This window comes from Marinomonas algae (assembly GCF_047525555.1).
GTDB lineage: Bacteria > Pseudomonadota > Gammaproteobacteria > Pseudomonadales > Marinomonadaceae > Marinomonas.
Genome location: NZ_JBLIXK010000011.1, coordinates 97,526 through 116,954 on the forward strand (window position 1 = coordinate 97,526; position 19,429 = coordinate 116,954).

The following is a 19,429-nucleotide window of genomic DNA, read 5'->3' on the forward strand; positions in this document are numbered from 1 at the left end:
ATTATGAATTTATTTAAGGAGCGATAAGCCCATGAGTGTCTTTGATCTAGCAGAAGATAATTTGTCCGATAATGCTGTTATTAAAGTAATTGGTGTTGGCGGTGGCGGCGGTAATGCTGTTCGTCATATGTTGCAGAATCGCCTGGAAGGCGTCGAGTTTATTTGTGCCAATACTGACTCTAAAGCATTGGTTGGTTTTGATACTGGAGTTTCTTTGCAATTAGGCTCAGCCATTACTAAAGGGCTTGGAGCTGGTGCAAATCCTGAGGTTGGGCGAGACTCGGCTTTAGAAGATCAAGAGAAGATTACACATTTGCTAACTGGTGCCGACATGGTGTTTATCACAGCCGGCATGGGTGGCGGTACAGGAACGGGTGCAGCCCCTGTGATTGCTAAGGTTGCTCGTGAGTTGGGTATATTGACTGTTGCTGTAGTGACTAAACCTTTTCCTTTTGAAGGTCGCCGTCGAGCGAAAGTTGCTGAAGAAGGTGTTAAAGAATTACGAGAAAATGTCGATTCATTAATTACAGTGCCAAATGAGCGTCTTCTTCCAGTACTAGGTAAGAATATTTCATTGTTGAAAGCGTTTGGTGAAGCGAACAATGTTCTGTTTAATGCTGTTCAAGGTATTACAGACTTGATTATGCGCCCAGGTCTTATCAACGTAGACTTCGCCGATGTAAGAACGGTGATGTCTGAGATGGGAATGGCAATGATGGGGACAGGTTCTGCATCAGGTGATGATAGAGCAAGGGTTGCGGCAGAAGCTGCGATACATAACCCATTATTGGAAGACATTAATCTTAAAGGTGCGCGAGGCGTACTGGTAAACATCACGGCAAACGAAGAAGTAGGTCTGTCTGAGTTTACTGAGGTTGGTGGCATAATTGAAGAATATGCATCGGAAGATGCTACTGTCGTGATTGGTTGTGCAATTGATCCTAATGTTGGTGATGAAATGCGAGTCACGGTGGTTGCAACTGGTTTAGAGGGTCGTCCTGCAGTTGAAATGAAGTCTGCTGTTGGTGAATCTGTTGTCTCTCAACCAGTAACGGCAAAGCCTGAGTCTGTAGTGGAGAGTGTAGAAGCTCCTCAAGTTGTAGAGTCTCAGCCTGAGCCTCAACCATTGCCTAAGGCAAAGGTTGAAGTGGTAGAGAAAAGCTTGAATGAAAAAGTAGAGTCTGCTGACTCTTCTGAAGCGTCAAGTGGCGATAAATTATCGTATTTGGACATTCCAGCATTTTTGCGTAGACAAGCTGACTAGTTTGCGTAAAAACAATGCAATATCAGTATGTTGGATTGTATAATCAAGAGCTTGTTGATACTATTTTGCAAAGATTAGTATCCAGTCATAAAATTGTAGGAATATAATGGTACGCCAACACACACTAAAAAACATTATTCGAGCAACTGGAGTCGGTTTACACTCTGGTGAGAAAGTGTATTTGACACTTAAACCAGCACCTGTAAATACTGGCATTGTATTTGTTCGTACAGACTTGGATCCTGTTGTAGAAATTCCTGGTGATGCTCGATCGGTAGGATCAACCAATTTTGCTACGGCTTTATGTCAGGGTGATGTCAAAGTTAGTACTGTTGAGCACTTATTATCTGCAATGGCTGGCTTAGGTGTTGATAATGCCTATGTTGAAGTGAGTGCTAGTGAAGTTCCTTTGATGGATGGCAGTGCGAGTCCTTTTGTATTCTTATTGCAATCTGCTGGATTGGAAGCTCAAAACGCACCTAAGAAATTCATCAGAGTTAAAAAGCCAATTAAAGTAGAAGAAGGCGACAAGTTTGCTTCATTAGAACCTCATTCTTGCTTCCGTTTGTCTTTTACAATTGATTTTCAGCACCCTGCAATTGGTGAAGACGTTCAAAGTACTTCATTTGATTTCTCGACAACTACCTTTGTCAAAGAAATCAGTCGTGCAAGAACATTCGGTTTTATGAAAGATCTTGAATACTTCAAGAATAATAACCTTGCTCGCGGTGCGAACATGGAAAATGCAATCGTTCTTGATGATTTTAGAGTATTAAATGACGAAGGTTTACGTTACAGAGATGAGCTAGTGCGTCACAAAGTTTTGGATGCTATTGGTGATCTTTATTTGCTAGGTCATAGTTTGATTGGTGAATATAAAGCTTACAAATCTGGACACGCATTAAACAACAAATTGTTGTTGGCATTGCTTGAGCAACAAGATGCTTGGGAATATGTTGTCTTTGAAGATGAAGCGCAAGCTGACCCTATTTCTTATACGGATTCAGTTTTTGCAAATGCCTAGTTGCTAGTGTTGAAAACTTGATCGAATTATAAAAAACCAGACATTATGTCTGGTTTTTTTGTATATAGGTCCTTGATATTTCATGTTTTGTCACACATTACCATGATAGACTGTGTTTATTACTAATTGGCTACGTTGAGTTCAAGATGTTAGGAACTGTAATTAAAAAAATTATCGGTACAAAGAATGACCGAGAAGTTAAACGATATAGAAAAGTTGTTTCACAAATCAATCAATTTGAAGAATCTTTAAAAGGATTGTCTGATGATGATTTGGCAGCAAAAACGGGTGAGTTTCGTGAGCGTATTAATGCCGGAGCGTCATTAGATTCTATTTTACCAGAAGCTTTTGCGGTTGTTCGAGAGGGCAGTCGTCGAGTTATGGGAATGCGCCATTTCGATGTGCAGCTTATCGGCGGTATGGTGCTTGATGAAGGTCGTATCGCAGAAATGCGTACAGGTGAAGGTAAAACACTGGTTGCGACCCTAGCCGTATACTTGAACGCTTTATCATCAAAAGGTGTTCATGTTGTTACCGTGAATGACTATTTGGCAAAGCGTGATGCGAATTGGATGAGACCGCTTTACGAGTTTTTAGACATGAGCGTTGGTGTTGTTTTTTCTGGGCAGGATCGAGAAGACAAAAAAGCGGCCTATTTATGCGACATTACCTATGGTACCAACAACGAATTTGGTTTTGATTACTTACGTGACAACATGGTTTTTCGTTTAGAAGATCGTGTTCAGCGTGAATTGAATTTCTCTGTTGTCGATGAGGTGGATTCCATTCTTATTGATGAGGCTAGAACGCCGCTTATTATTTCTGGTGCGGTTGAGGATAGTTCAGAGCAGTATCGCCGAATCAATGAACTGGCACCTTTGCTTGTTAAGCAAGAAGAAACAGAAGCTGAAGCTGAAGCAACAGGCCATTATGTTTATGATGAGTCTCAGCGTAGCATTGAATTAACTGAAGAAGGCCACTCTTTTGTGGAGGGTTGGTTGGTAGAGCAAGGCATGCTAGGTGAAGGTGAGAGTCTTTATGCGGCTGCGAACTTGTCTTTGCTTCATCATGTTCATGCTTGTTTGAAAGCGCATGTTATTTTCAAGAAAAACGTTGATTATGTTATTCAAGGTGACCAAGTTGTCATCGTTGATGAGCATACTGGGCGTACTATGGCTGGACGCCGTTGGTCCGAAGGTATTCACCAAGCGGTTGAAGCAAAAGAAGGTGTGACTATTCAGGCTGAAAGTCAGACTCTGGCTTCAACAACCTTCCAGAACTATTTCCGTTTATATGAAAAGCTGTCAGGTATGACGGGAACGGCAGACACTGAAGCTTTTGAGTTTCAGCAAATTTATGGTTTGTCTGTTGTTGTTATTCCTACGAATCGTCAAGTGCAGCGTAAAGACTTCAATGACTTGATTTATATGTCTACCGAAGACAAATTTGAAGCGATCGTATTAGACATTGAAGAAGTGGTTAATCAAGGACGTCCGGTGCTTGTTGGTACGGCTTCGATTGAATATTCTGAGTTGTTGTCAAACTATCTCAACAAAAAGAACGTAAAGCATAATGTGTTGAATGCTAAGCAGCATGAGCGAGAAGCTGAGATCGTTGCCGATGCTGGTCGCCCTGGTGCGGTAACTATTGCAACTAACATGGCTGGACGTGGTACCGATATTGTTCTTGGTGGTAATTTGCAAGTTGAGTTAGCTCAACTTGGTGAAGGCGCTAGCCAAGAAAGTATTGATGCACTTAAAGCTGATTGGAAATCGCGTAATGAATCAGTTTTGGCTGCAGGCGGTTTGCATATTATCGGTACAGAGCGTCATGAGTCTCGCCGTATAGATAATCAGCTGCGTGGTCGTGCAGGTCGTCAAGGTGATGTGGGTTCATCTCGTTTCTACTTATCTTTAGAAGATAATCTAATGCGAATTTTCATGTCAGACCGCATCAAGAAAATGATGATGGCACTTGGTATGGAAAAAGGCGAAGCCATTGAGCATAAGATGGTTTCTAACGCGATTGAAAAAGCTCAGCGTAAAGTGGAAGGTCGTAACTTCGATATTCGTAAGCAGTTATTAGAATACGATGATGTCGCTAATGATCAGAGACAAGTAATCTATACTCAGCGCTTTGATATGATGGTTTCTGATGACTTATCTGAAGCTATTGCAGCGATGAGAGAAGAAGTTATTTCTGACTTGATTGATGAGTTTATACCACCTCAAAGTATCTTTGATATGTGGGATCTTGCTGGTCTGGAAGAGAAATTGCGTAATGAATTCAGCTTAGACTTGCCTATTGCGCAATGGGTTGAAGAAGATAAAAAACTTTATGAAGAGCCACTTCGTCAGAAGATTCTTGATAGTGTGATTGCTAATCATAAGGAAAAAGAAGAGATTGCTGGTGCTCCTGCATTTAGGTCATTTGAGAAGCAAGTATTGCTTCAAGTGCTTGATACTCTTTGGAAAGAGCATTTGCAAACCATGGACATGCTGCGCCAAGGTATTCATTTACGTGGTTATGCTCAGAAAAACCCTAAGCAAGAATATAAGCGTGAAGCATTTGAATTGTTCCAAGGTTTATTAAGTCAGATTAAATTTGAAGTTATTCAAATTATCACGAGAGTGAAAATACAGTCTGCAGACGAAGCTGAAAAAATTGAAGAAGCTCGTCGTCAGCAAGAAGAAAAAACTAAAATGGACATGGTTCACAACTCTGTAGATTCATTATCGAATGAATCGGATTCATCGTCTGATGATGGCGCTGAGTACCCTAAAGTAGGTCGAAATGAGCCTTGTCCTTGTGGCTCTGGTAAGAAATACAAACAATGTCACGGTCGTCTGGTTTAATTGGAGAGCGTTTAAATGGCTGTAGGGTTGCATGATTTCCCTCTCATACCTGAAGTTAAAGGTGTGAGAATTGGTGTTGCGGAAGCGGGTATTAAAAAAGCAAACAAAAAAGACCTTGTTCTTTTTGAATTGTGTGAAGGTGCTTCCGTCGCAGGTGTGTTTACTCAAAACGCTTTTTGCGCTGCGCCAGTTCGTATTTGTCAGAAGCATTTAAGCACGACAAGCAGTCGATATTTGCTTGTTAATACAGGCAATGCTAACGCCGGTACTGGAAAGTCAGGGCTTGAAAATGCATTAAAGACTTGTGACGCGTTAGCGCTTCAAGTAGGTGTTGATGTTGATGCTATTTTGCCTTTCTCAACGGGTGTAATTGGTGAACCTTTACCAGTAAATAAAATTATTGATGCGATACCAGCGGCGATTGCTAATTTATCTGCGGATAATTGGAATGCGGCAGGTGTTGGTATTATGACCACTGATACCTTGCCAAAAGGCTCCGTACGTACCTTTGAATTTGAAGGTCGTACTTATACTGTCGCGGGGATTTCGAAAGGTGCTGGCATGATTCGCCCTAATATGGCAACCATGTTGGGTTATGTGTTCAGCGATATTTCAATGGATGAAGATTTGCTTTACAGTATTCTGAAAGATGTTGTGAATAAGAGCTTTAACCGCATTACAGTTGATAGTGATACATCGACTAATGATTCTTGTATTGCTGTTGCTACTGGAATGGCGGGTAATGCTAAACTCTTGTCTATTGATGAGCCTTTGACGCAAGCCTTCATCTCAGCTTTTACGGAAGTCATGCAGGAGCTTGCTCACGCAATCGTAAGAGATGGAGAGGGTGCGACTAAGTTTGTGACGGTTGAGGTTGTTGGTGCCGTTGAGCAACAAGATGCGACTAAAACCGCATTTGAAATCGCACACTCACCATTGGTAAAAACAGCGCTTTTCGCTTCAGATCCAAACTGGGGCCGAATTTTGGCAGTGGTTGGCCGTGCAGGCGTTGAGAATCTAGATGTTGATAAAGTTCAATTGCATATTAATGGCTTCGAGATTGCGCGAGACGGTGGCCGGTCACCTGATTATTTGGAAGAGCATGGCAAAAAAGCCATGGCGCCAGATGAGATCCATATTTGCGTTGATTTAGGTATGGGTAAGGAATCTGATGTGGTTTGGACGACAGATTTCTCTCATGAATATGTCACTATTAATGCTGAGTACCGCACCTAATGTTAATTAGGGTGGCGGCCGGCATTATTTTGAAAGATGACCTTGTTTTTATTGCTTTGAGAAAGAGTGATCAGGACCAAGGAGGTTTATGGGAGTTTCCTGGAGGAAAATGCGAGCCTTCAGAGTCTGCTGAGATCGCTTTGGTTCGAGAGTTAAAAGAAGAGTGTGATATCTCTGTAACAGAGTGCTCTTTCTTTAAGGAGATTTCTCATGATTACGGTGATAAAAAGGTTCAACTCCTTTTTTATCGGGTTACAGGTTTTGAAGGTGATCCTGTAGGAAAAGAAGGTCAAAAGGTTCGTTGGGCGCCTGTTTCGACTTTATCTTCCTATGACTTTCCTGAGGCGAATCAGGAAGTAGTGGATGACTTAATGTCGAATGTTTAGTTATTTAGTGTCAAAAAAAGAGCTTCAATATGAAGCTCTTTTTTTTAGTTCAAAATTTGAGCTAAGAGCTTCCTTACAACACTTGGTTCAAACGGTTTGCCGCAAATTGCATCGACGCCTTCTTGAGCGATGTTTGCTAATTGACTGTCTTCTGAATTTGAGCTGACCATTAGAATAGGGAGGTGAGCCCATTCAGGTGTTTGTCGTACTGCATCAGTAAGTTCTTTGCCATCCATTTCAGGCATATTGTAGTCAGTGATAATTAAATCAAATTCGCTTTGACTTAAAATTTCTATTGCTTCTTTACCATTTTCAGCAAATTCAATGTCTTCAATGCCCATAGTGTTAAGAGTTTTGCTGATGTGTTTCCTTGCCATAAGACTGTCATCTGTTACAAGTACCCTGAGTGTTCTAGGGTCAAACATTTCTAGGTCTATTTCTTCTTCAATTATGAGATCTAGAGTAGCGTGAATTGCTCGCTGTAAGTCTTTAAGACTGAATGGTTTTGGTAAAATCGCAAGAACACCAGATTGTCTTAGATGCTCAAGGTGTTCTTTATTGCGTTCGCTTGAAATAAGCATGAAACATTGCCCCTCGGTTTCCTCATTGGAGCGTATGCGATCGATTAAGTCATTGGCTGAGCCGTCAGGTAAATACATTGAGGAAATAACAAGGTCTGGCGGGAAAGAAGATAGAGTGTCCATTGTTTCTTGGATACTATTTACGCACTCAATTTGTTTGATACCAGCTTCTTGTAGTGCCTTAACGATAATTTTTCTTTGAGTGTCAGAAGGTTCCACAAGAAGAAAAGAAAGGTCGTTAATTGCTTCGTAATTGCTCATTTATGAAATCGCCTACTTATTGATACTTATACAACTAAATACAGTATCCATTATATTTTTAGTTAATTCCAATATACTAAATGGGTTACCATGTTTTATCTATAGTGTTTCAAAGATAGGAGTGTTGATGTCCACTGCAAGTGCGTGTCATATTTTAGTGAAAACTAAGTCTGAAGCTGAGTCGATCAAAGCAAAGTTAGACAAAGGAGCTGATTTCTATAAGTTAGCGAAACAATTTTCGACTTGTCCATCTGGGAAAAAAGGTGGGGACTTGGGCGAATTTAGAAAAGGGGATATGGTTGCCGCTTTTGATAAGGCTGTTTTTAATGGGCCTTTATTGAAAGTTCAAGGCCCTGTGAAAACGCAGTTTGGTTTTCACCTGATTAAAGTTTTATACCGTTCTTAAACTAGGTTTTATGAGGATATTGTGATGAGTAATGTGGTTCAGATTGATGAATTTTATTTTGTTTCTCCTCAATTATTGAGAGAAGACTTATCCGAATTAAAGAAACAGGGGTTTGAGAAAATTATTAACAATCGACCGGATGGTGAATCTGATGATCAGCCTTCGGCTGAGAGTATTCGTGTTGCAGTGGAAATGCTTGGTATGAAATACGTTAGTAACCCTATCGAGCTACCTAAGCTTTCTCAGGCGCATGTAGATGCTCAAAGTGATGCTTTGGTAGAAGGTGAGAAAACGCTTGCATTTTGCCGAACAGGTACTCGTTCATCTGTCTTGTGGGTGTTGATGAAAAATGCTCAAGGTGGAGAGTATCAAGAATTGGTTTCCCAAGTCTCAGGTAAAGGCTTTGATTTGTCTCGTTGTTCTGCTGCGATGGAGCCTTTGGCGAAGAAGTAGTGCTTTAGAAGTGTATTTGGGTTGTTGGTTTTTGAGTAAGGTTAAATTTTAAAAAGTAGTATTGGAATATTATGGTTAGTCGTCCTTCATTAGAAACTGCCACCGCGTCTGACCCGGATCGTTTTGTTGAGCCTTTAGAGCTTGGAAAGCGGGTTAAAGAGATACGTCTGGCGAAAGGTTGGACGTTAGAAGAGGTTGGAAAGAGAACCGGCATTGCGCGCTCAACCTTGTCTAAAATTGAAAACGATCAGGTGTCCCCTAGCTTTACCATTGTTCAGAAATTAATAAATGGTTTGGAGATGGATTTGCCGCAGCTTTTTGTTGAGGCAAGTGAGTACTCGATTGCTGGTCGTAGAGACATTACGCGAAAAGGAAAAGGAGAGCCTCACCCTACTGCCACTTATGAGCATGAGTTGTTAAATTACTCCATTAGTCGTAAGAAGATGGTGCCTTTTAAAACTAAGGTGCGAGCTCGATCTTTTAATGAATTTAAAGAGTGGGTGCGTCATGATGGCGAAGAGTTTCTTTTGGTTTTAGACGGTAAAATTAATTTTTTCTCTGAACTCTATGAACCAATTGAATTAAAAGAAGGGGATAGTGTGTATTATGATGCCACTATGGGGCATGCGGTGGTGTCTTTGTCCCCAAAAGATGCTGAAATACTTTGGGTTGTAGCCCGTTGAAAATATTAAACAATAATATGAAAAAAGGTTAAGAATAATTATGAAAGAGTGGGAGTTAGCAAGTTGGAGAGAAAAAACGGCATTACAGCAGCCGGTTTATCCTAGCGCAGCGCATTTATCTCAGGTTGAAGCGACGTTAGGAAAAATGCCTCCTCTTGTTTTTGCAGGTGAAGCTCGTCAGCTTAAAAAAGCATTGGCACAAGTGGCGAATGGACAGTCATTTTTATTGCAAGGTGGTGATTGCGCTGAAAGCTTTGCTGAATTCCATGCGAATAATATTCGTGACACTTTTAAGGTTATGCTGCAAATGGCTGTTGTGCTTACTTATGCCGGTAAGTGCCCAGTGGTTAAAGTGGGCCGTATGGCTGGACAATTCGCTAAGCCGAGATCTGCGGGAATGGAAACGGTTAATGGTGTTGAATTGCCAAGCTACCGTGGTGACATTATTAATGGTATTGAATTTACTGAAGAGGCACGAGTTCCGGATCCTGAGCGTTTAATCCAGGTTTATAATCAAAGCGCTTCAACAATGAATTTACTTCGCGCTTTCGCTCAAGGTGGCTTTGCCGATTTACATCAAGTGCATCAGTGGAACTTAGATTTTTTAAATGCTAGTCCAGTGGGCGATCGATTCCATGGTGTGGCAGGAAAAATTGATGATGCGTTGCAGTTTATGGAAGCTTGTGGAGTCGGTTCTGGTTTGGCTCAATTAAAAGAAACAGAGTTTTATACTTCTCATGAAGCTTTGTTGTTGCCATACGAACAAGCTCTTACGCGTCAGGATAGCTTAACTGGTGACTGGTACGATTGTTCTGCGCATATGTTGTGGATTGGTGATCGTACTCGTCAGTTGGATGGTGCTCATGTTGAATTTTTACGTGGTGTTAAAAATCCGATTGGTGTGAAGGCTGGCCCTTCTATGGATCCTGAAGATTTGGTGCGTTTGTGTGATGTGCTAAACCCAGAAAATGAGGCTGGTCGTTTGAATGTAATTGTTCGAATGGGGGCTGATAAAGTTGAAGATGGAATGCCTAAGCTAATCCAAGCTATTCAGAGAGAAGGGAAGCAAGTTGTTTGGAGTAGTGATCCTATGCACGGTAATACGGTGAAAGCATCAACTGGCTATAAGACTCGTCGTGTCGATGATGTATTAAAAGAAGTGCAGCAATTTTTCCAAGTGCATAATGCAGAGGGCACTTATGCCGGTGGTGTACATTTTGAAATGACAGGTCAAAATGTGACGGAATGTATTGGTGGCTCCTTTGAAGTGACAGAGGCTGACCTTGCTGATCGATACCATACACATTGTGATCCTCGCTTGAATGCAGACCAGTCTTTGGAATTGGCATTTATGATTTCTGAGACATTGAAGAAAGCAAGAGCTTAAGTTTAGCTCGATAAACGAAAAATCCCCGATTAATGTGTTTTTAATCGGGGATTTTTTTGTTTTGAAAAGAGTGATAAAGTCTTAAATTAGCCTTTACGCTTTCTGAAAGCGGAAGTAGCTGATTTGGACGTTACGTCAATCTTTGCCATGATAAGAGCCATTTCTTCCGCTTCAGCTTGTTGCTGTAGCTTTAGTTTCTCTTCGCGCTCTTTCTTTGATGCTCTCTCTGCTTCATTCAGCATCTTTTGAATACTGGCTTTGCTTTTTGTGCGAGTAACCGGTTTCTTTTTGTCGGCTACTTTCTCAGCAGGTGCATCTAGTCTCTCTTCACTGATAAGCTCACCAAAGAAAGATTTGGCTGTTGGTGTAGCTTCAACCGTTTTCTTTGGTAGCTCAACGGTTTTTTTTACCGCTGCTTTTCGTGTTTTTTTAGGTTGCTCTGCTGTGGATACGCCGTTTGCGTCAAATAATGCCTTTTTGCCAAGATTTAGGTTGACTGACTTTTCTGCTGTTTGAGCAATTTTGTAACCGCGTAGGCTTTCACCGTTATAAATTGAAATGTAATCTGTTTCCAATTCATACAGCTCTTGTTTGTCGCTGGTTTCAAAAAGTTCTTCAACAATAAAAGCTTCAATGCCACTCTCCCTGATGTCATTGTACAGAGGAAAGTCTAAACCTTCGTTTGTTGCTTCAACATATTGCTCAAAACGCTGGAATCCACTGTTAAAGGAAGTGCCAATATAATGCTTTCCAGAGATATTATTTGTGATTTTAAAAACGACCAAAATCGTTGCCTCTTAACTAGTATCTTTTAAATAGCAAATAAAACCCTATCACCTCAGGAAACCCAAAGGTGAGAGGGCTCTATAAAAAATAGGGTTAGTGTTTTACGACGATATTGAGACCGTCACGAACATTTAAATGGACATTCTCGACTCTGTTGTCTTGCGCGATTAAGCGGTTGACTTGGTCGACAGCAATGTCGCTGTTTTCTTTAGGGTCTAGAACGCGCCCTTGCCATAGGGAGTTATCGATGATGATGAGACCGCCTGATTTTACAAGAGGCAATACTGCTTCGTAGTAATTCAAATAGTTGCGCTTATCTGCATCGATAAAGACAAAGTCGAATTCCCCTTCCAAGGAATTTATCGTATCAAGAGCGGGTCCAAAAATAGCATTGATTTTCTTTCCGTGCTCACTACGATCAAAAAAAGACTGGGCGAATTCAATCGCTCTTGGATTGGTTTCACAGCAAATCAGCTTACCATCAACAGGCATGCCTTCCGCAATGGAAAGGGCTGAGTAGCCTGTAAACATGCCAATTTCTAAGGCGCGTTTTGGTTGGGCGATTTTTGCTAAAAGCTTTAATGTACGTCCTATGGTTTTACCTGACAGCTTATTTGGATAGCCCATGTCAGAGTAGGTTTTTTCAACCAGCTCAAGCAAAAGGTCTGGTTCTGATTGAGTTGTCTCAATACAGTAGTCGTCAAGATTATCAAGAGCCATAGGTTTTATTAGTCAATTAAAGTATTCATGAAACGGACGGCAATTTTACTCTCAGTACAGAGAATGTCTATGCCTGAAAAGGAGAAAAAAGGCTTGATTTTTATAGATGACCATTACATGCACTAAAAAGTCTTATTTAAATTTAATTCGCATGAATAATAGAAAAATGGTAGGTTATGCGCTGAAATTTACATGTGCTCTTTAGTATGGAGCACCACTGACTCCGATAGGGGAATAAAATGCCTGTAATTACTTTGCCTGATGGCAGCCAACGCTCTTTTTCTAATCCAGTTACTGTTATGCAAGTTGCCGAAGATATCGGCCCTGGTCTTGCTAAAGCAACGGTAGCAGGGCGTATTAATGGACAACTTGTTGATGCGTGTGAATTAATCTCTGATGATGCTGAATTAAGCATAGTGACGGGGAAGGACTCAGACGGTGTTGAAATCATTCGTCACTCTTTTGCTCACCTTGTTGGGCACGCAGTAAAACAATTGTATCCAACGGCGCAGATGGCCATAGGGCCTGTGATTAGTGAAGGCTTTTATTACGATATCGCGTACGAACGTCCTTTCACACCAGAAGACTTAGCCGCAATTGAAAAACGCATCGCTGAATTAGTGAAAACGGATTACGATGTTGTTAAGAAAATGACACCGGTTGCTGAAGCTCGTCAGTTGTTTTCTGAGCGTGGTGAGACTTACAAGGTTTCCCTTATTGATGATATGGATGAATCAACAACAGAGGTTGGTTTGTATCATCACGAAGAATATTTGGATATGTGTCGTGGTCCTCACGTTCCTAATACTCGTGTTCTACGTCATTTTAAATTGATGAAGCTGGCTGGTGCCTACTGGCGTGGTGATTCTAATAATGAACAGTTGCAGCGTATTTACGGTACAGCGTGGAATGACAAGAAAGAGTTAAAAGCATATCTAACTCGAATCGAAGAAGCTGAAAAGCGAGATCACCGTAAATTAGGTAAAAAACTGGACCTTTTTCATGTTCAGGAAGAAGCGCCAGGTATGGTTTTTTGGCACCCTAAAGGTTGGCACCTATACCAAGTTATTGAGCAATATTTGCGTCAGAAACAGCTTGATAATGACTACAAAGAAGTTAAAACGCCACAGATTGTTGACCGTGTTCTTTGGGAAAAATCAGGGCACTGGGGTAAATATCAAGAAAACATGTTTACAACGCATTCGGAGAACCGCGATTACGCAGTGAAACCGATGAACTGCCCATGTCATGTGCAAGTATATAATCAGGGATTAAAGAGTTACCGAGACCTGCCATTCCGTATGGCGGAGTTTGGCTCTTGTCACCGTAATGAACCATCTGGTGCTTTACACGGTATTATGCGTGTGCGTAATTTCGTACAAGATGATGGTCATATTTTTGCCACAGAAGACCAAATACAGAGTGAAGTATCTGAGTTTATTCGTTTGTTGCATGAAGTGTATGCCGATTTTGGTTTTGATAATGTGATTTATCGTCTTTCAACTCGTCCTGAACAGCGCGTTGGTTCTGATGAGGTGTGGGATAAGTCAGAAAAAGCGTTGGCGGATGCGTTAGATGCAGCAGGATTGGATTGGGAAGAATTGCCAGGTGAAGGTGCTTTCTATGGTCCTAAGATTGAGTTCTCTTTGAAAGACGCCATTGGCCGAGTATGGCAGTGTGGTACGATTCAGGTAGATTTCTCAATGCCAACTCGTTTGAGTGCGCAATTTGTATCGGAAGATGGTTCGCGTCAAACGCCTGTTATGTTACACCGTGCAATAGTAGGTTCTCTTGAGCGCTTTATCGGTATTCTAATCGAAGAGTCGGAAGGTTCGTTCCCACTTTGGTTGGCGCCTGAACAGGTGATGATCATGAATATTACCGATCGACAAGCCGAATATTGTGCAGATTTGGAAAAAAGATTGAACTCAAGTGGCTTTAGAGCAAAACTTGACTTGAGAAACGAGAAGATCGGGTTTAAAATCCGCGAGCATACTATTCAACGAATTCCATATATGATCGTTGTTGGTGATAAAGAAGTTGAGCAACAACAAGTAGCCGTTCGAACTCGAACAGGTGAAGATCTTGGAGTGATGAGTATTTCTGATTTTGAAGATTTGCTTCACGCAGAAGTTGCTCGCCGTAGCCGTAAACAAGAAATGGAGATAGAGCTATAAAAGGTAATACTAATCGTGGGCGTGCCGCTAACAAGCAGCGTCCTCAAATCAACGAGAACATTCGCGCCACCGAAGTACGTTTAATCGCGGCTGATGGTGAACAAATTGGTGTTGTTTCGATTGAGGAAGCGCTCAAAGCTGCTCAAGAAGCAAGCCTTGATTTAGTGCAAATTACTGACTCAGATCCAATTGTTTGTAAAATAATGGACTACGGTAAGCATATTTTTGAGCTGAAGAAAGCAAAAGCGGCTCAAAAGAAAAATGCAAAGCAGATTCAGGTAAAAGAAATGAAATTCCGTCCAGGGACGGAGGAAGGGGATTATCAGGTAAAACTCCGCAACCTGATACGTTTCCTTGAAGGCGGGGATAAGGCTAAGGTGTCATTAAGATATCGTGGTCGTGAAATGGCCCATCAGGAGCTTGGTATGCAACTTATGAATCGAGTCGCTCAAGACTTAGAGGAATATGGTGCAGTAGAGCAAGCTGCGAAAATGGAAGGTCGTCAATTGACTATGGTGCTAGGCCCCAAAAAGAAGAAGTAATTTCAAATAGCTTAGCTATTAAAAAATTACATTAACATTAACGAATGCGAGAGTGGTTTTATCATGTCCAAAATTAAGTCACACAGTGGCGCATCTAAGCGCTTCAAACGTACCGCGAATGGTTTTAAACATAAGCAGTCTCATACTAGTCACATTTTGACTAAGAAATCGACTAAGCGTAAGCGTCATCTTCGTGCAATGAAGAGCATCGCTGCTAGCGACAAAGCGTTAATCACACGCATGTTGCCATACATTTAAGTCCCAATTTTTTAGTTTATTAATTTATTAGTATAAGGTTTATATTATGCCTCGCGTAAAACGTGGTGTTCAGGCTCGTCGCCGTCACAAGAAGATTTTAAAGCAAGCTAAAGGTTACTACGGTGCACGTAGCCGTGTATTTCGTGTAGCTAAACAAGCAGTCATCAAAGCTGGTCAGTATCAGTACCGTGACCGTCGTCAGCGTAAACGTCAATTCCGCGCATTGTGGATTGCTCGTATCAACGCTGCTGCACGTATCAATGGTCTATCTTACAGCCGTTTCATTGCTGGCTTGAAAAAAGCTGCAATCGAAATTGACCGTAAGGTTTTGGCTGACCTAGCTGTGTACGAGAAAGAAGTTTTTGCTGCTATCGTTGAAAAAGCGAAAGCAAGCTTGGCTTAATTTCTGACGTAGCCTTAGAGTGAGTCGATCTTGAAAGATTCCGTCTTAATAGAACGAGTAACTCAATGCAGTCTTTGATAGGGGAAGAGCTAGCGCTCTTCCCCTATTTTATTTTTTGGAGTGTATAAATGGAGAACCTAAAGCAGATTCTTGCTGATGCGTTAAGCGCAGTAGCTGCATCTGAGAGTGAGTCCGCGCTAGATGATGTTCGAGTACATTATTTAGGTAAAAAGGGCGCTCTTACCGCTTTGTTGAAACAGCTTGGTAATGTTTCTGCAGAGGAACGACCAAAGTTTGGCCAAATGGTGAATGAAGCCAAAGGGCAAGTTCAAGAAAAAATTACTGAGCGTAAAGCTGGTCTAGAAAAAGCCGCTTTAAATGCCAAGCTTGCTAACGAAACGATTGATATATCTCTGTCTGGAAAAGGGCAGGAAGTGGGTGGTTTGCACCCAGTCACTAGAACCATGGAGCGTATTGAAACGTTTTTCCGTGGCATTGGTTTTGATGTAGCGGCAGGTCCAGAAATCGAAGATGATTATCATAACTTCGAAGCGTTAAATATTCCTGCACATCATCCTGCGCGCGCTATGCAGGATACATTTTATTTTAATCCAACTACCGTACTGAGAACGCATACATCTCCTGTTCAAGTACGTACGATGGAAAAAACGCAGCCACCGATCCGAATTATTTGTCCTGGTCGGGTTTATCGTTGTGACTCAGATCAGACGCATACTCCGATGTTCCATCAAGTAGAAGGTTTGCTAATTGATGAGAATATTTCCTTTGCTGATTTGAAAGGAATTCTGCAGGAGTTTCTGAATGTCTTCTTTGAAGATGATTTAAAGGTTCGATTCCGTCCTAGCTATTTCCCTTTTACTGAGCCTTCTATTGAAGTCGACATCATGCGTACAAACAGTAAAGGTGAGGAATCTTGGTTGGAAGTATTGGGTTGTGGCATGGTCCACCCTAAAGTGCTTGAGATGTCTGGGATCGATTCTGAAAAATATACTGGTTTTGCCTTTGGTATGGGTGTCGAGCGTTTTGCTATGTTGCGCTACAAAGTGGATGACCTTCGTATGTTCTTTGAAAACGATTTACGTTTCCTTAAGCAATTCAAGTAACCAGTCGATCTAGGATGTTTTTATGAAAATCAGTGAGAATTGGCTAAGAGAGTGGGTCAATCCAAGCATCAGTAGTGATGATTTGGTGGCTCAGATAACCATGGCTGGTCTTGAAGTTGATGAGGTTCTACCTGTTGCCTCTGAATTTTCTGGTGTGGTAGTGGGTGAAATTATCAGTGCGGATCCACATCCGAATGCTGACAAGCTTCAAGTTTGCCAAGTGTCAGACGGTACAGATACTTTTCAAGTCGTTTGTGGTGCACCAAATGCACGACCAGGAATTAAAATTCCTTTTGCAAAAATCGGCGCGGTATTAGGGGCTGACTTTAAGATTAAGAAAGCTAAGCTACGCCAAGTAGAATCTTTTGGTATGTTGTGCTCAGCATCTGAGTTAGGTGTGAGTGATGACAATGACGGTATTATGGAATTGCCTTTGTCATTGGCGACAGGTGCAGATTTCCGTGAGGTGTTAGGTCTTGATGATAAAATTATCGATGTTGATCTGACGCCAAATAGAAGTGATTGTTTGAGCCTAGCCGGACTAGCACGTGAAGTAGGTGTGTTAAATAAAGTCGACCTTACACCTGTTGATATAGTGGCTGTTGATGTCGCTATCGAAGACACATTCCCCGTTCGTGTTGATGCTGTAGAAGCGTGTCCACGTTATTTAGGACGTGTTATCCGTGGTGTTAATGTCACAGCACAAACGCCTTTATGGATGATTGAAAAACTTCGCCGAAGCGGAATTCGTTCGATTGATCCTATTGTCGACATTACGAACTATGTCATGCTTGAATTGGGTCAACCAATGCATGCATTTGATTTGGCTAATTTGTCTGGATCAATTGTTGTTCGAATGGCAGCGGCTGACGAAAAAATCGTCTTGCTAGATGGCCAAGAAATCTCTCTTCGTGAAGATACATTGGTGATTGCTGATGAGAAAGCGCCATTAGCCATTGCCGGTGTTATGGGTGGTGAAGGCTCTGGTGTAAACGCTGAAACAACAGATGTTTTCCTAGAGAGTGCTTTTTTTGCTCCTATCGCATTGGCGGGTAAAGCGCGCTCTTATGGTTTGCATACAGACTCTTCCCATCGTTTTGAACGTGGTGTTGACGCAAGTCTGCAAGAGAAAGCAATTGAACGTGCTACGGCTTTGATTCTCGAAATTGCTGGCGGACAAGCTGGTGCAGTAACCCATACGGTGAATGAAGCATCTCTTCCGGATGCGGCCGTTGTTACTTTGCGCCGTAAAAAGCTAGATCAATACTTAGCGATTTCCATTGAAAAAGAGCTTGTGACAGATATTCTGACACGCCTTGGTTTGGAAATGCTTGAAGTAAATGACGAAGTTTGGACTGTTAAGTCACCGTCTCATCGTTTTGATATTGCGATTGAAGCGGATTTGATTGAAGAAGTAGCGCGTATTTATGGCTATGACAATCTGCCTTCTTCTATGCCTCAGGCAGCGGTGAACTTCACTCCTTTGTCAGAAGGTAAAACACCAATTCAAGCTTTACGTGCGACCTTGGTATCTCAGGGTTATCAAGAGGCTGTAACTTACAGTTTTATTGATCCTGTGCTTAGTAAGCAATTTTTACCAGAGATTGAGCCCGTACCTTTAGAGAATCCAATTTCTGCTGATATGGGTGTAATGCGACCAAGTCTGATTCCTGGGCTTGTGAAAGCGTATTTATATAACCAAAACCGTCAACAGTCTCGTGTTCGTTTGTTCGAAACTGGGCGTCGTTTTATTGGTTCTGTAGAAGCGTTAGAAGACCTCGATCAACAGCAACAGATTTCTGGTCTTATTGCTGGTAGTCGCCACCCTGAAGCTTGGTATCACGGTAGTGAAAAAGTAGACTTTTATGATTTGAAGGCGCATGTTGAGGCGTTGTTTGAGCTAAATAATGGCGGTCAGCCAACTTATGAGCGTTCAGCGTGTGAGTTCCTGCATCCAGGTCGTTCGGCTGATATTTATATTGACGGTCAGTTTGTTGGTCTTATGGGTGAGCTTCATCCGCAACTATCTAAAACATTAGGGGCGAATCAGCCTATCTATGTATTTGATATTGCATTGAACGCAGTGCTTAATGCAACTTTGCCTGAATACAAAGCGGTTTCTCGCTTCCCAGAGGTTCGTCGAGATCTTGCTTTACTTGTTGATAGGTCTGTTCCTGTCAGTGAGCTAGAGCGAGTGATTGTTAGCTCTGCAGGGGAAGGCTTCAAAAATGTCTTGGTTTTTGATGTTTATCAGGGCCAAGGGATTGATGAAACGAAAAAAAGTGTCGCTTTGGGCTTGACGTGGCAGCATCCTTCACACACTCTTAGTGATGAAGAAGTAAACAACTCTGTCGAACAGACTGTAACAGCCTTGGCTGAGCAGTTGGGAGCCGTTGTAAGGGGATAGATTTATGGGATCGTTGACAAAAGCGGATCTTGCTGAAAATTTAGTAGATACTATTGGTCTAAGTAAAAAGGACGCAAAAGATCTTGTTGAAGGTTTTTTTGATGTCGTACGCCATTCACTTGTTGAAAGGCAGCAAGTGAAGTTATCGGGCTTTGGTAATTTTGAAGTTCGTGAAAAGAGTCAGCGACCTGGTCGAAACCCAAAAACGGGAGAAGAGATCCCAATTACAGCGCGTACAGTTGTTACTTTTAGACCTGGGCAAAAGCTTAAGTCAAAAGTAGAAGATTATATGCAAGAGTGATTTAGTTTCTCTCTTTTAAAAGCCACCTTTAAGGTGGCTTTTTTATTGGGGCTGACCCGTCCTAAATAAGGTTGTCACTTTTCAATACTTCAATTGGAGAGTGCAATGACTACAACACCTAAGCGTACACAGAGAGACTATTCCTTCGCCTTTAAATTGGCAGTTGTTGATCAAG

General features: G+C 41.7%; 19 protein-coding genes. 16 read left to right on the top strand and 3 right to left on the bottom strand.

Features of this window, described 5'->3' with window-relative positions:
- Positions 1–31: 31 nt before the first annotated feature.
- The 5 genes from ftsZ (at position 32) to mutT (ending at position 6,765) form a co-directional block, all read left to right on the top strand.
- The gene (gene ftsZ, locus ACMUMQ_RS13630) at positions 32–1,264 is read left to right on the top strand and encodes a cell division protein FtsZ (RefSeq protein WP_414682525.1); all 1,233 of its coding nucleotides are present in this window, start codon (positions 32–34) and stop codon (positions 1,262–1,264) included.
- Positions 1,265–1,370: 106 nt separating this feature from the next.
- Entirely contained in the window at positions 1,371–2,288 is a 918-nt protein-coding gene (gene lpxC, locus ACMUMQ_RS13635; RefSeq protein WP_414682526.1) for a UDP-3-O-acyl-N-acetylglucosamine deacetylase, read from the top strand.
- A gap of 146 nt (positions 2,289–2,434) precedes the next feature.
- Positions 2,435–5,143: a preprotein translocase subunit SecA gene (gene secA, locus ACMUMQ_RS13640; protein ID WP_414682527.1), complete on the top strand. Its 2,709-nt coding sequence runs from the start codon at positions 2,435–2,437 to the stop codon at positions 5,141–5,143.
- 15 nt (positions 5,144–5,158) lie between these two features.
- Positions 5,159–6,379: a bifunctional glutamate N-acetyltransferase/amino-acid acetyltransferase ArgJ gene (gene argJ, locus ACMUMQ_RS13645; protein ID WP_414682528.1), complete on the top strand. Its 1,221-nt coding sequence runs from the start codon at positions 5,159–5,161 to the stop codon at positions 6,377–6,379.
- Complete coding sequence (gene mutT / locus ACMUMQ_RS13650; protein WP_414682529.1) at positions 6,379–6,765, top strand: 8-oxo-dGTP diphosphatase MutT; 387 nt, start codon at positions 6,379–6,381, stop codon at positions 6,763–6,765. Before argJ ends, mutT begins: the two co-directional genes overlap by 1 nt.
- A gap of 44 nt (positions 6,766–6,809) precedes the next feature.
- Here the strand turns inward: mutT and ACMUMQ_RS13655 are convergent, their stop codons facing one another.
- Positions 6,810–7,607: a response regulator transcription factor gene (locus ACMUMQ_RS13655; RefSeq protein ID WP_414682530.1), complete on the bottom strand. Its 798-nt coding sequence runs from the start codon at positions 7,605–7,607 to the stop codon at positions 6,810–6,812.
- A gap of 127 nt (positions 7,608–7,734) precedes the next feature.
- Here ACMUMQ_RS13655 and ACMUMQ_RS13660 point away from each other — a divergent pair, with 127 nt between their 5' ends.
- The 4 genes from ACMUMQ_RS13660 to ACMUMQ_RS13675 all read left to right on the top strand — a co-directional run bounded on the left by ACMUMQ_RS13660 (position 7,735) and on the right by ACMUMQ_RS13675 (position 10,536).
- The gene (locus tag ACMUMQ_RS13660; protein ID WP_414682531.1) at positions 7,735–8,013 is read left to right on the top strand and encodes a peptidylprolyl isomerase; all 279 of its coding nucleotides are present in this window, start codon (positions 7,735–7,737) and stop codon (positions 8,011–8,013) included.
- A gap of 24 nt (positions 8,014–8,037) precedes the next feature.
- The gene (locus ACMUMQ_RS13665; protein ID WP_414682532.1) at positions 8,038–8,466 is read left to right on the top strand and encodes a protein tyrosine phosphatase family protein; all 429 of its coding nucleotides are present in this window, start codon (positions 8,038–8,040) and stop codon (positions 8,464–8,466) included.
- 71 nt (positions 8,467–8,537) lie between these two features.
- Positions 8,538–9,149 carry a helix-turn-helix domain-containing protein gene (locus ACMUMQ_RS13670; protein WP_414682533.1) on the top strand — a complete coding sequence of 204 codons (612 nt, stop codon included), beginning with the start codon at positions 8,538–8,540 and terminating at the stop codon, positions 9,147–9,149.
- 40 nt (positions 9,150–9,189) lie between these two features.
- The gene (locus ACMUMQ_RS13675) at positions 9,190–10,536 is read left to right on the top strand and encodes a class II 3-deoxy-7-phosphoheptulonate synthase (RefSeq protein WP_527195810.1); all 1,347 of its coding nucleotides are present in this window, start codon (positions 9,190–9,192) and stop codon (positions 10,534–10,536) included.
- 86 nt (positions 10,537–10,622) lie between these two features.
- Here the strand turns inward: ACMUMQ_RS13675 and ACMUMQ_RS13680 are convergent, their stop codons facing one another.
- Together ACMUMQ_RS13680 and ACMUMQ_RS13685 are read right to left on the bottom strand one after the other, a co-directional pair.
- On the bottom strand, positions 10,623–11,321 hold the full coding sequence (locus ACMUMQ_RS13680; protein ID WP_414682534.1) for a GIY-YIG nuclease family protein: 699 nt from the start codon (positions 11,319–11,321) through the stop codon (positions 10,623–10,625).
- 94 nt (positions 11,322–11,415) lie between these two features.
- Positions 11,416–12,042, bottom strand: coding sequence for an O-methyltransferase (locus ACMUMQ_RS13685; protein ID WP_414682535.1), 627 nt, complete (start codon positions 12,040–12,042; stop codon positions 11,416–11,418).
- 239 nt (positions 12,043–12,281) lie between these two features.
- Between ACMUMQ_RS13685 and thrS the strand changes: the two genes are divergently transcribed.
- From thrS to ACMUMQ_RS13720, 7 genes are all read left to right on the top strand, one after another.
- Positions 12,282–14,219: a threonine--tRNA ligase gene (gene thrS / locus ACMUMQ_RS13690; protein ID WP_414682536.1), complete on the top strand. Its 1,938-nt coding sequence runs from the start codon at positions 12,282–12,284 to the stop codon at positions 14,217–14,219.
- Entirely contained in the window at positions 14,216–14,761 is a 546-nt protein-coding gene (infC, locus tag ACMUMQ_RS13695) for a translation initiation factor IF-3 (RefSeq protein ID WP_414682544.1), read from the top strand. Before thrS ends, infC begins: the two co-directional genes overlap by 4 nt.
- Positions 14,762–14,824: 63 nt before the next feature.
- Positions 14,825–15,019 (top strand): 50S ribosomal protein L35, encoded by a 195-nt coding sequence (gene rpmI, locus ACMUMQ_RS13700; protein ID WP_317004231.1) that lies wholly within the window; start codon positions 14,825–14,827, stop codon positions 15,017–15,019.
- 46 nt (positions 15,020–15,065) lie between these two features.
- Positions 15,066–15,422, top strand: a complete 357-nt coding sequence (rplT, locus tag ACMUMQ_RS13705; protein ID WP_024023333.1) for a 50S ribosomal protein L20 — start codon at positions 15,066–15,068, stop codon at positions 15,420–15,422.
- A 128-nt stretch (positions 15,423–15,550) separates the two neighbouring features.
- Positions 15,551–16,546, top strand: a complete 996-nt coding sequence (gene pheS / locus ACMUMQ_RS13710; protein ID WP_414682537.1) for a phenylalanine--tRNA ligase subunit alpha — start codon at positions 15,551–15,553, stop codon at positions 16,544–16,546.
- A 22-nt stretch (positions 16,547–16,568) separates the two neighbouring features.
- A complete protein-coding gene (gene pheT / locus ACMUMQ_RS13715; protein WP_414682538.1) occupies positions 16,569–18,953 on the top strand; it encodes a phenylalanine--tRNA ligase subunit beta in 2,385 nt (794 codons plus the stop codon).
- Positions 18,954–18,957: 4 nt separating this feature from the next.
- The gene (locus ACMUMQ_RS13720; RefSeq protein ID WP_414682539.1) at positions 18,958–19,254 is read left to right on the top strand and encodes an integration host factor subunit alpha; all 297 of its coding nucleotides are present in this window, start codon (positions 18,958–18,960) and stop codon (positions 19,252–19,254) included.
- Positions 19,255–19,429 lie beyond the last annotated feature (175 nt).

Excerpts from the sequence above, each read along its gene's own strand:
- ACMUMQ_RS13655 (WP_414682530.1), bottom strand. The coding sequence starts at position 7,607 with ATGAGCAATTACGAAGCAATTAACGACCTTTCTTTTCTTCTTGTGGAA.
- ACMUMQ_RS13675 (WP_527195810.1), top strand. The coding sequence starts at position 9,190 with ATGAAAGAGTGGGAGTTAGCAAGTTGGAGAGAAAAAACGGCATTACAG.
- ACMUMQ_RS13670 (WP_414682533.1), top strand. The coding sequence starts at position 8,538 with ATGGTTAGTCGTCCTTCATTAGAAACTGCCACCGCGTCTGACCCGGAT.
- ACMUMQ_RS13720 (WP_414682539.1), top strand. The coding sequence starts at position 18,958 with ATGGGATCGTTGACAAAAGCGGATCTTGCTGAAAATTTAGTAGATACT.
- ftsZ (WP_414682525.1), top strand. The coding sequence starts at position 32 with ATGAGTGTCTTTGATCTAGCAGAAGATAATTTGTCCGATAATGCTGTT.
- mutT (WP_414682529.1), top strand. The coding sequence starts at position 6,379 with ATGTTAATTAGGGTGGCGGCCGGCATTATTTTGAAAGATGACCTTGTT.
- ACMUMQ_RS13685 (WP_414682535.1), bottom strand. The coding sequence starts at position 12,042 with ATGGCTCTTGATAATCTTGACGACTACTGTATTGAGACAACTCAATCA.
- lpxC (WP_414682526.1), top strand. The coding sequence starts at position 1,371 with ATGGTACGCCAACACACACTAAAAAACATTATTCGAGCAACTGGAGTC.
- thrS (WP_414682536.1), top strand. The coding sequence starts at position 12,282 with ATGCCTGTAATTACTTTGCCTGATGGCAGCCAACGCTCTTTTTCTAAT.
- secA (WP_414682527.1), top strand. The coding sequence starts at position 2,435 with ATGTTAGGAACTGTAATTAAAAAAATTATCGGTACAAAGAATGACCGA.
- argJ (WP_414682528.1), top strand. The coding sequence starts at position 5,159 with ATGGCTGTAGGGTTGCATGATTTCCCTCTCATACCTGAAGTTAAAGGT.
- pheT (WP_414682538.1), top strand. The coding sequence starts at position 16,569 with ATGAAAATCAGTGAGAATTGGCTAAGAGAGTGGGTCAATCCAAGCATC.
- pheS (WP_414682537.1), top strand. The coding sequence starts at position 15,551 with ATGGAGAACCTAAAGCAGATTCTTGCTGATGCGTTAAGCGCAGTAGCT.
- rpmI (WP_317004231.1), top strand. The coding sequence starts at position 14,825 with ATGTCCAAAATTAAGTCACACAGTGGCGCATCTAAGCGCTTCAAACGT.
- ACMUMQ_RS13665 (WP_414682532.1), top strand. The coding sequence starts at position 8,038 with ATGAGTAATGTGGTTCAGATTGATGAATTTTATTTTGTTTCTCCTCAA.
- ACMUMQ_RS13660 (WP_414682531.1), top strand. The coding sequence starts at position 7,735 with ATGTCCACTGCAAGTGCGTGTCATATTTTAGTGAAAACTAAGTCTGAA.
- rplT (WP_024023333.1), top strand. The coding sequence starts at position 15,066 with ATGCCTCGCGTAAAACGTGGTGTTCAGGCTCGTCGCCGTCACAAGAAG.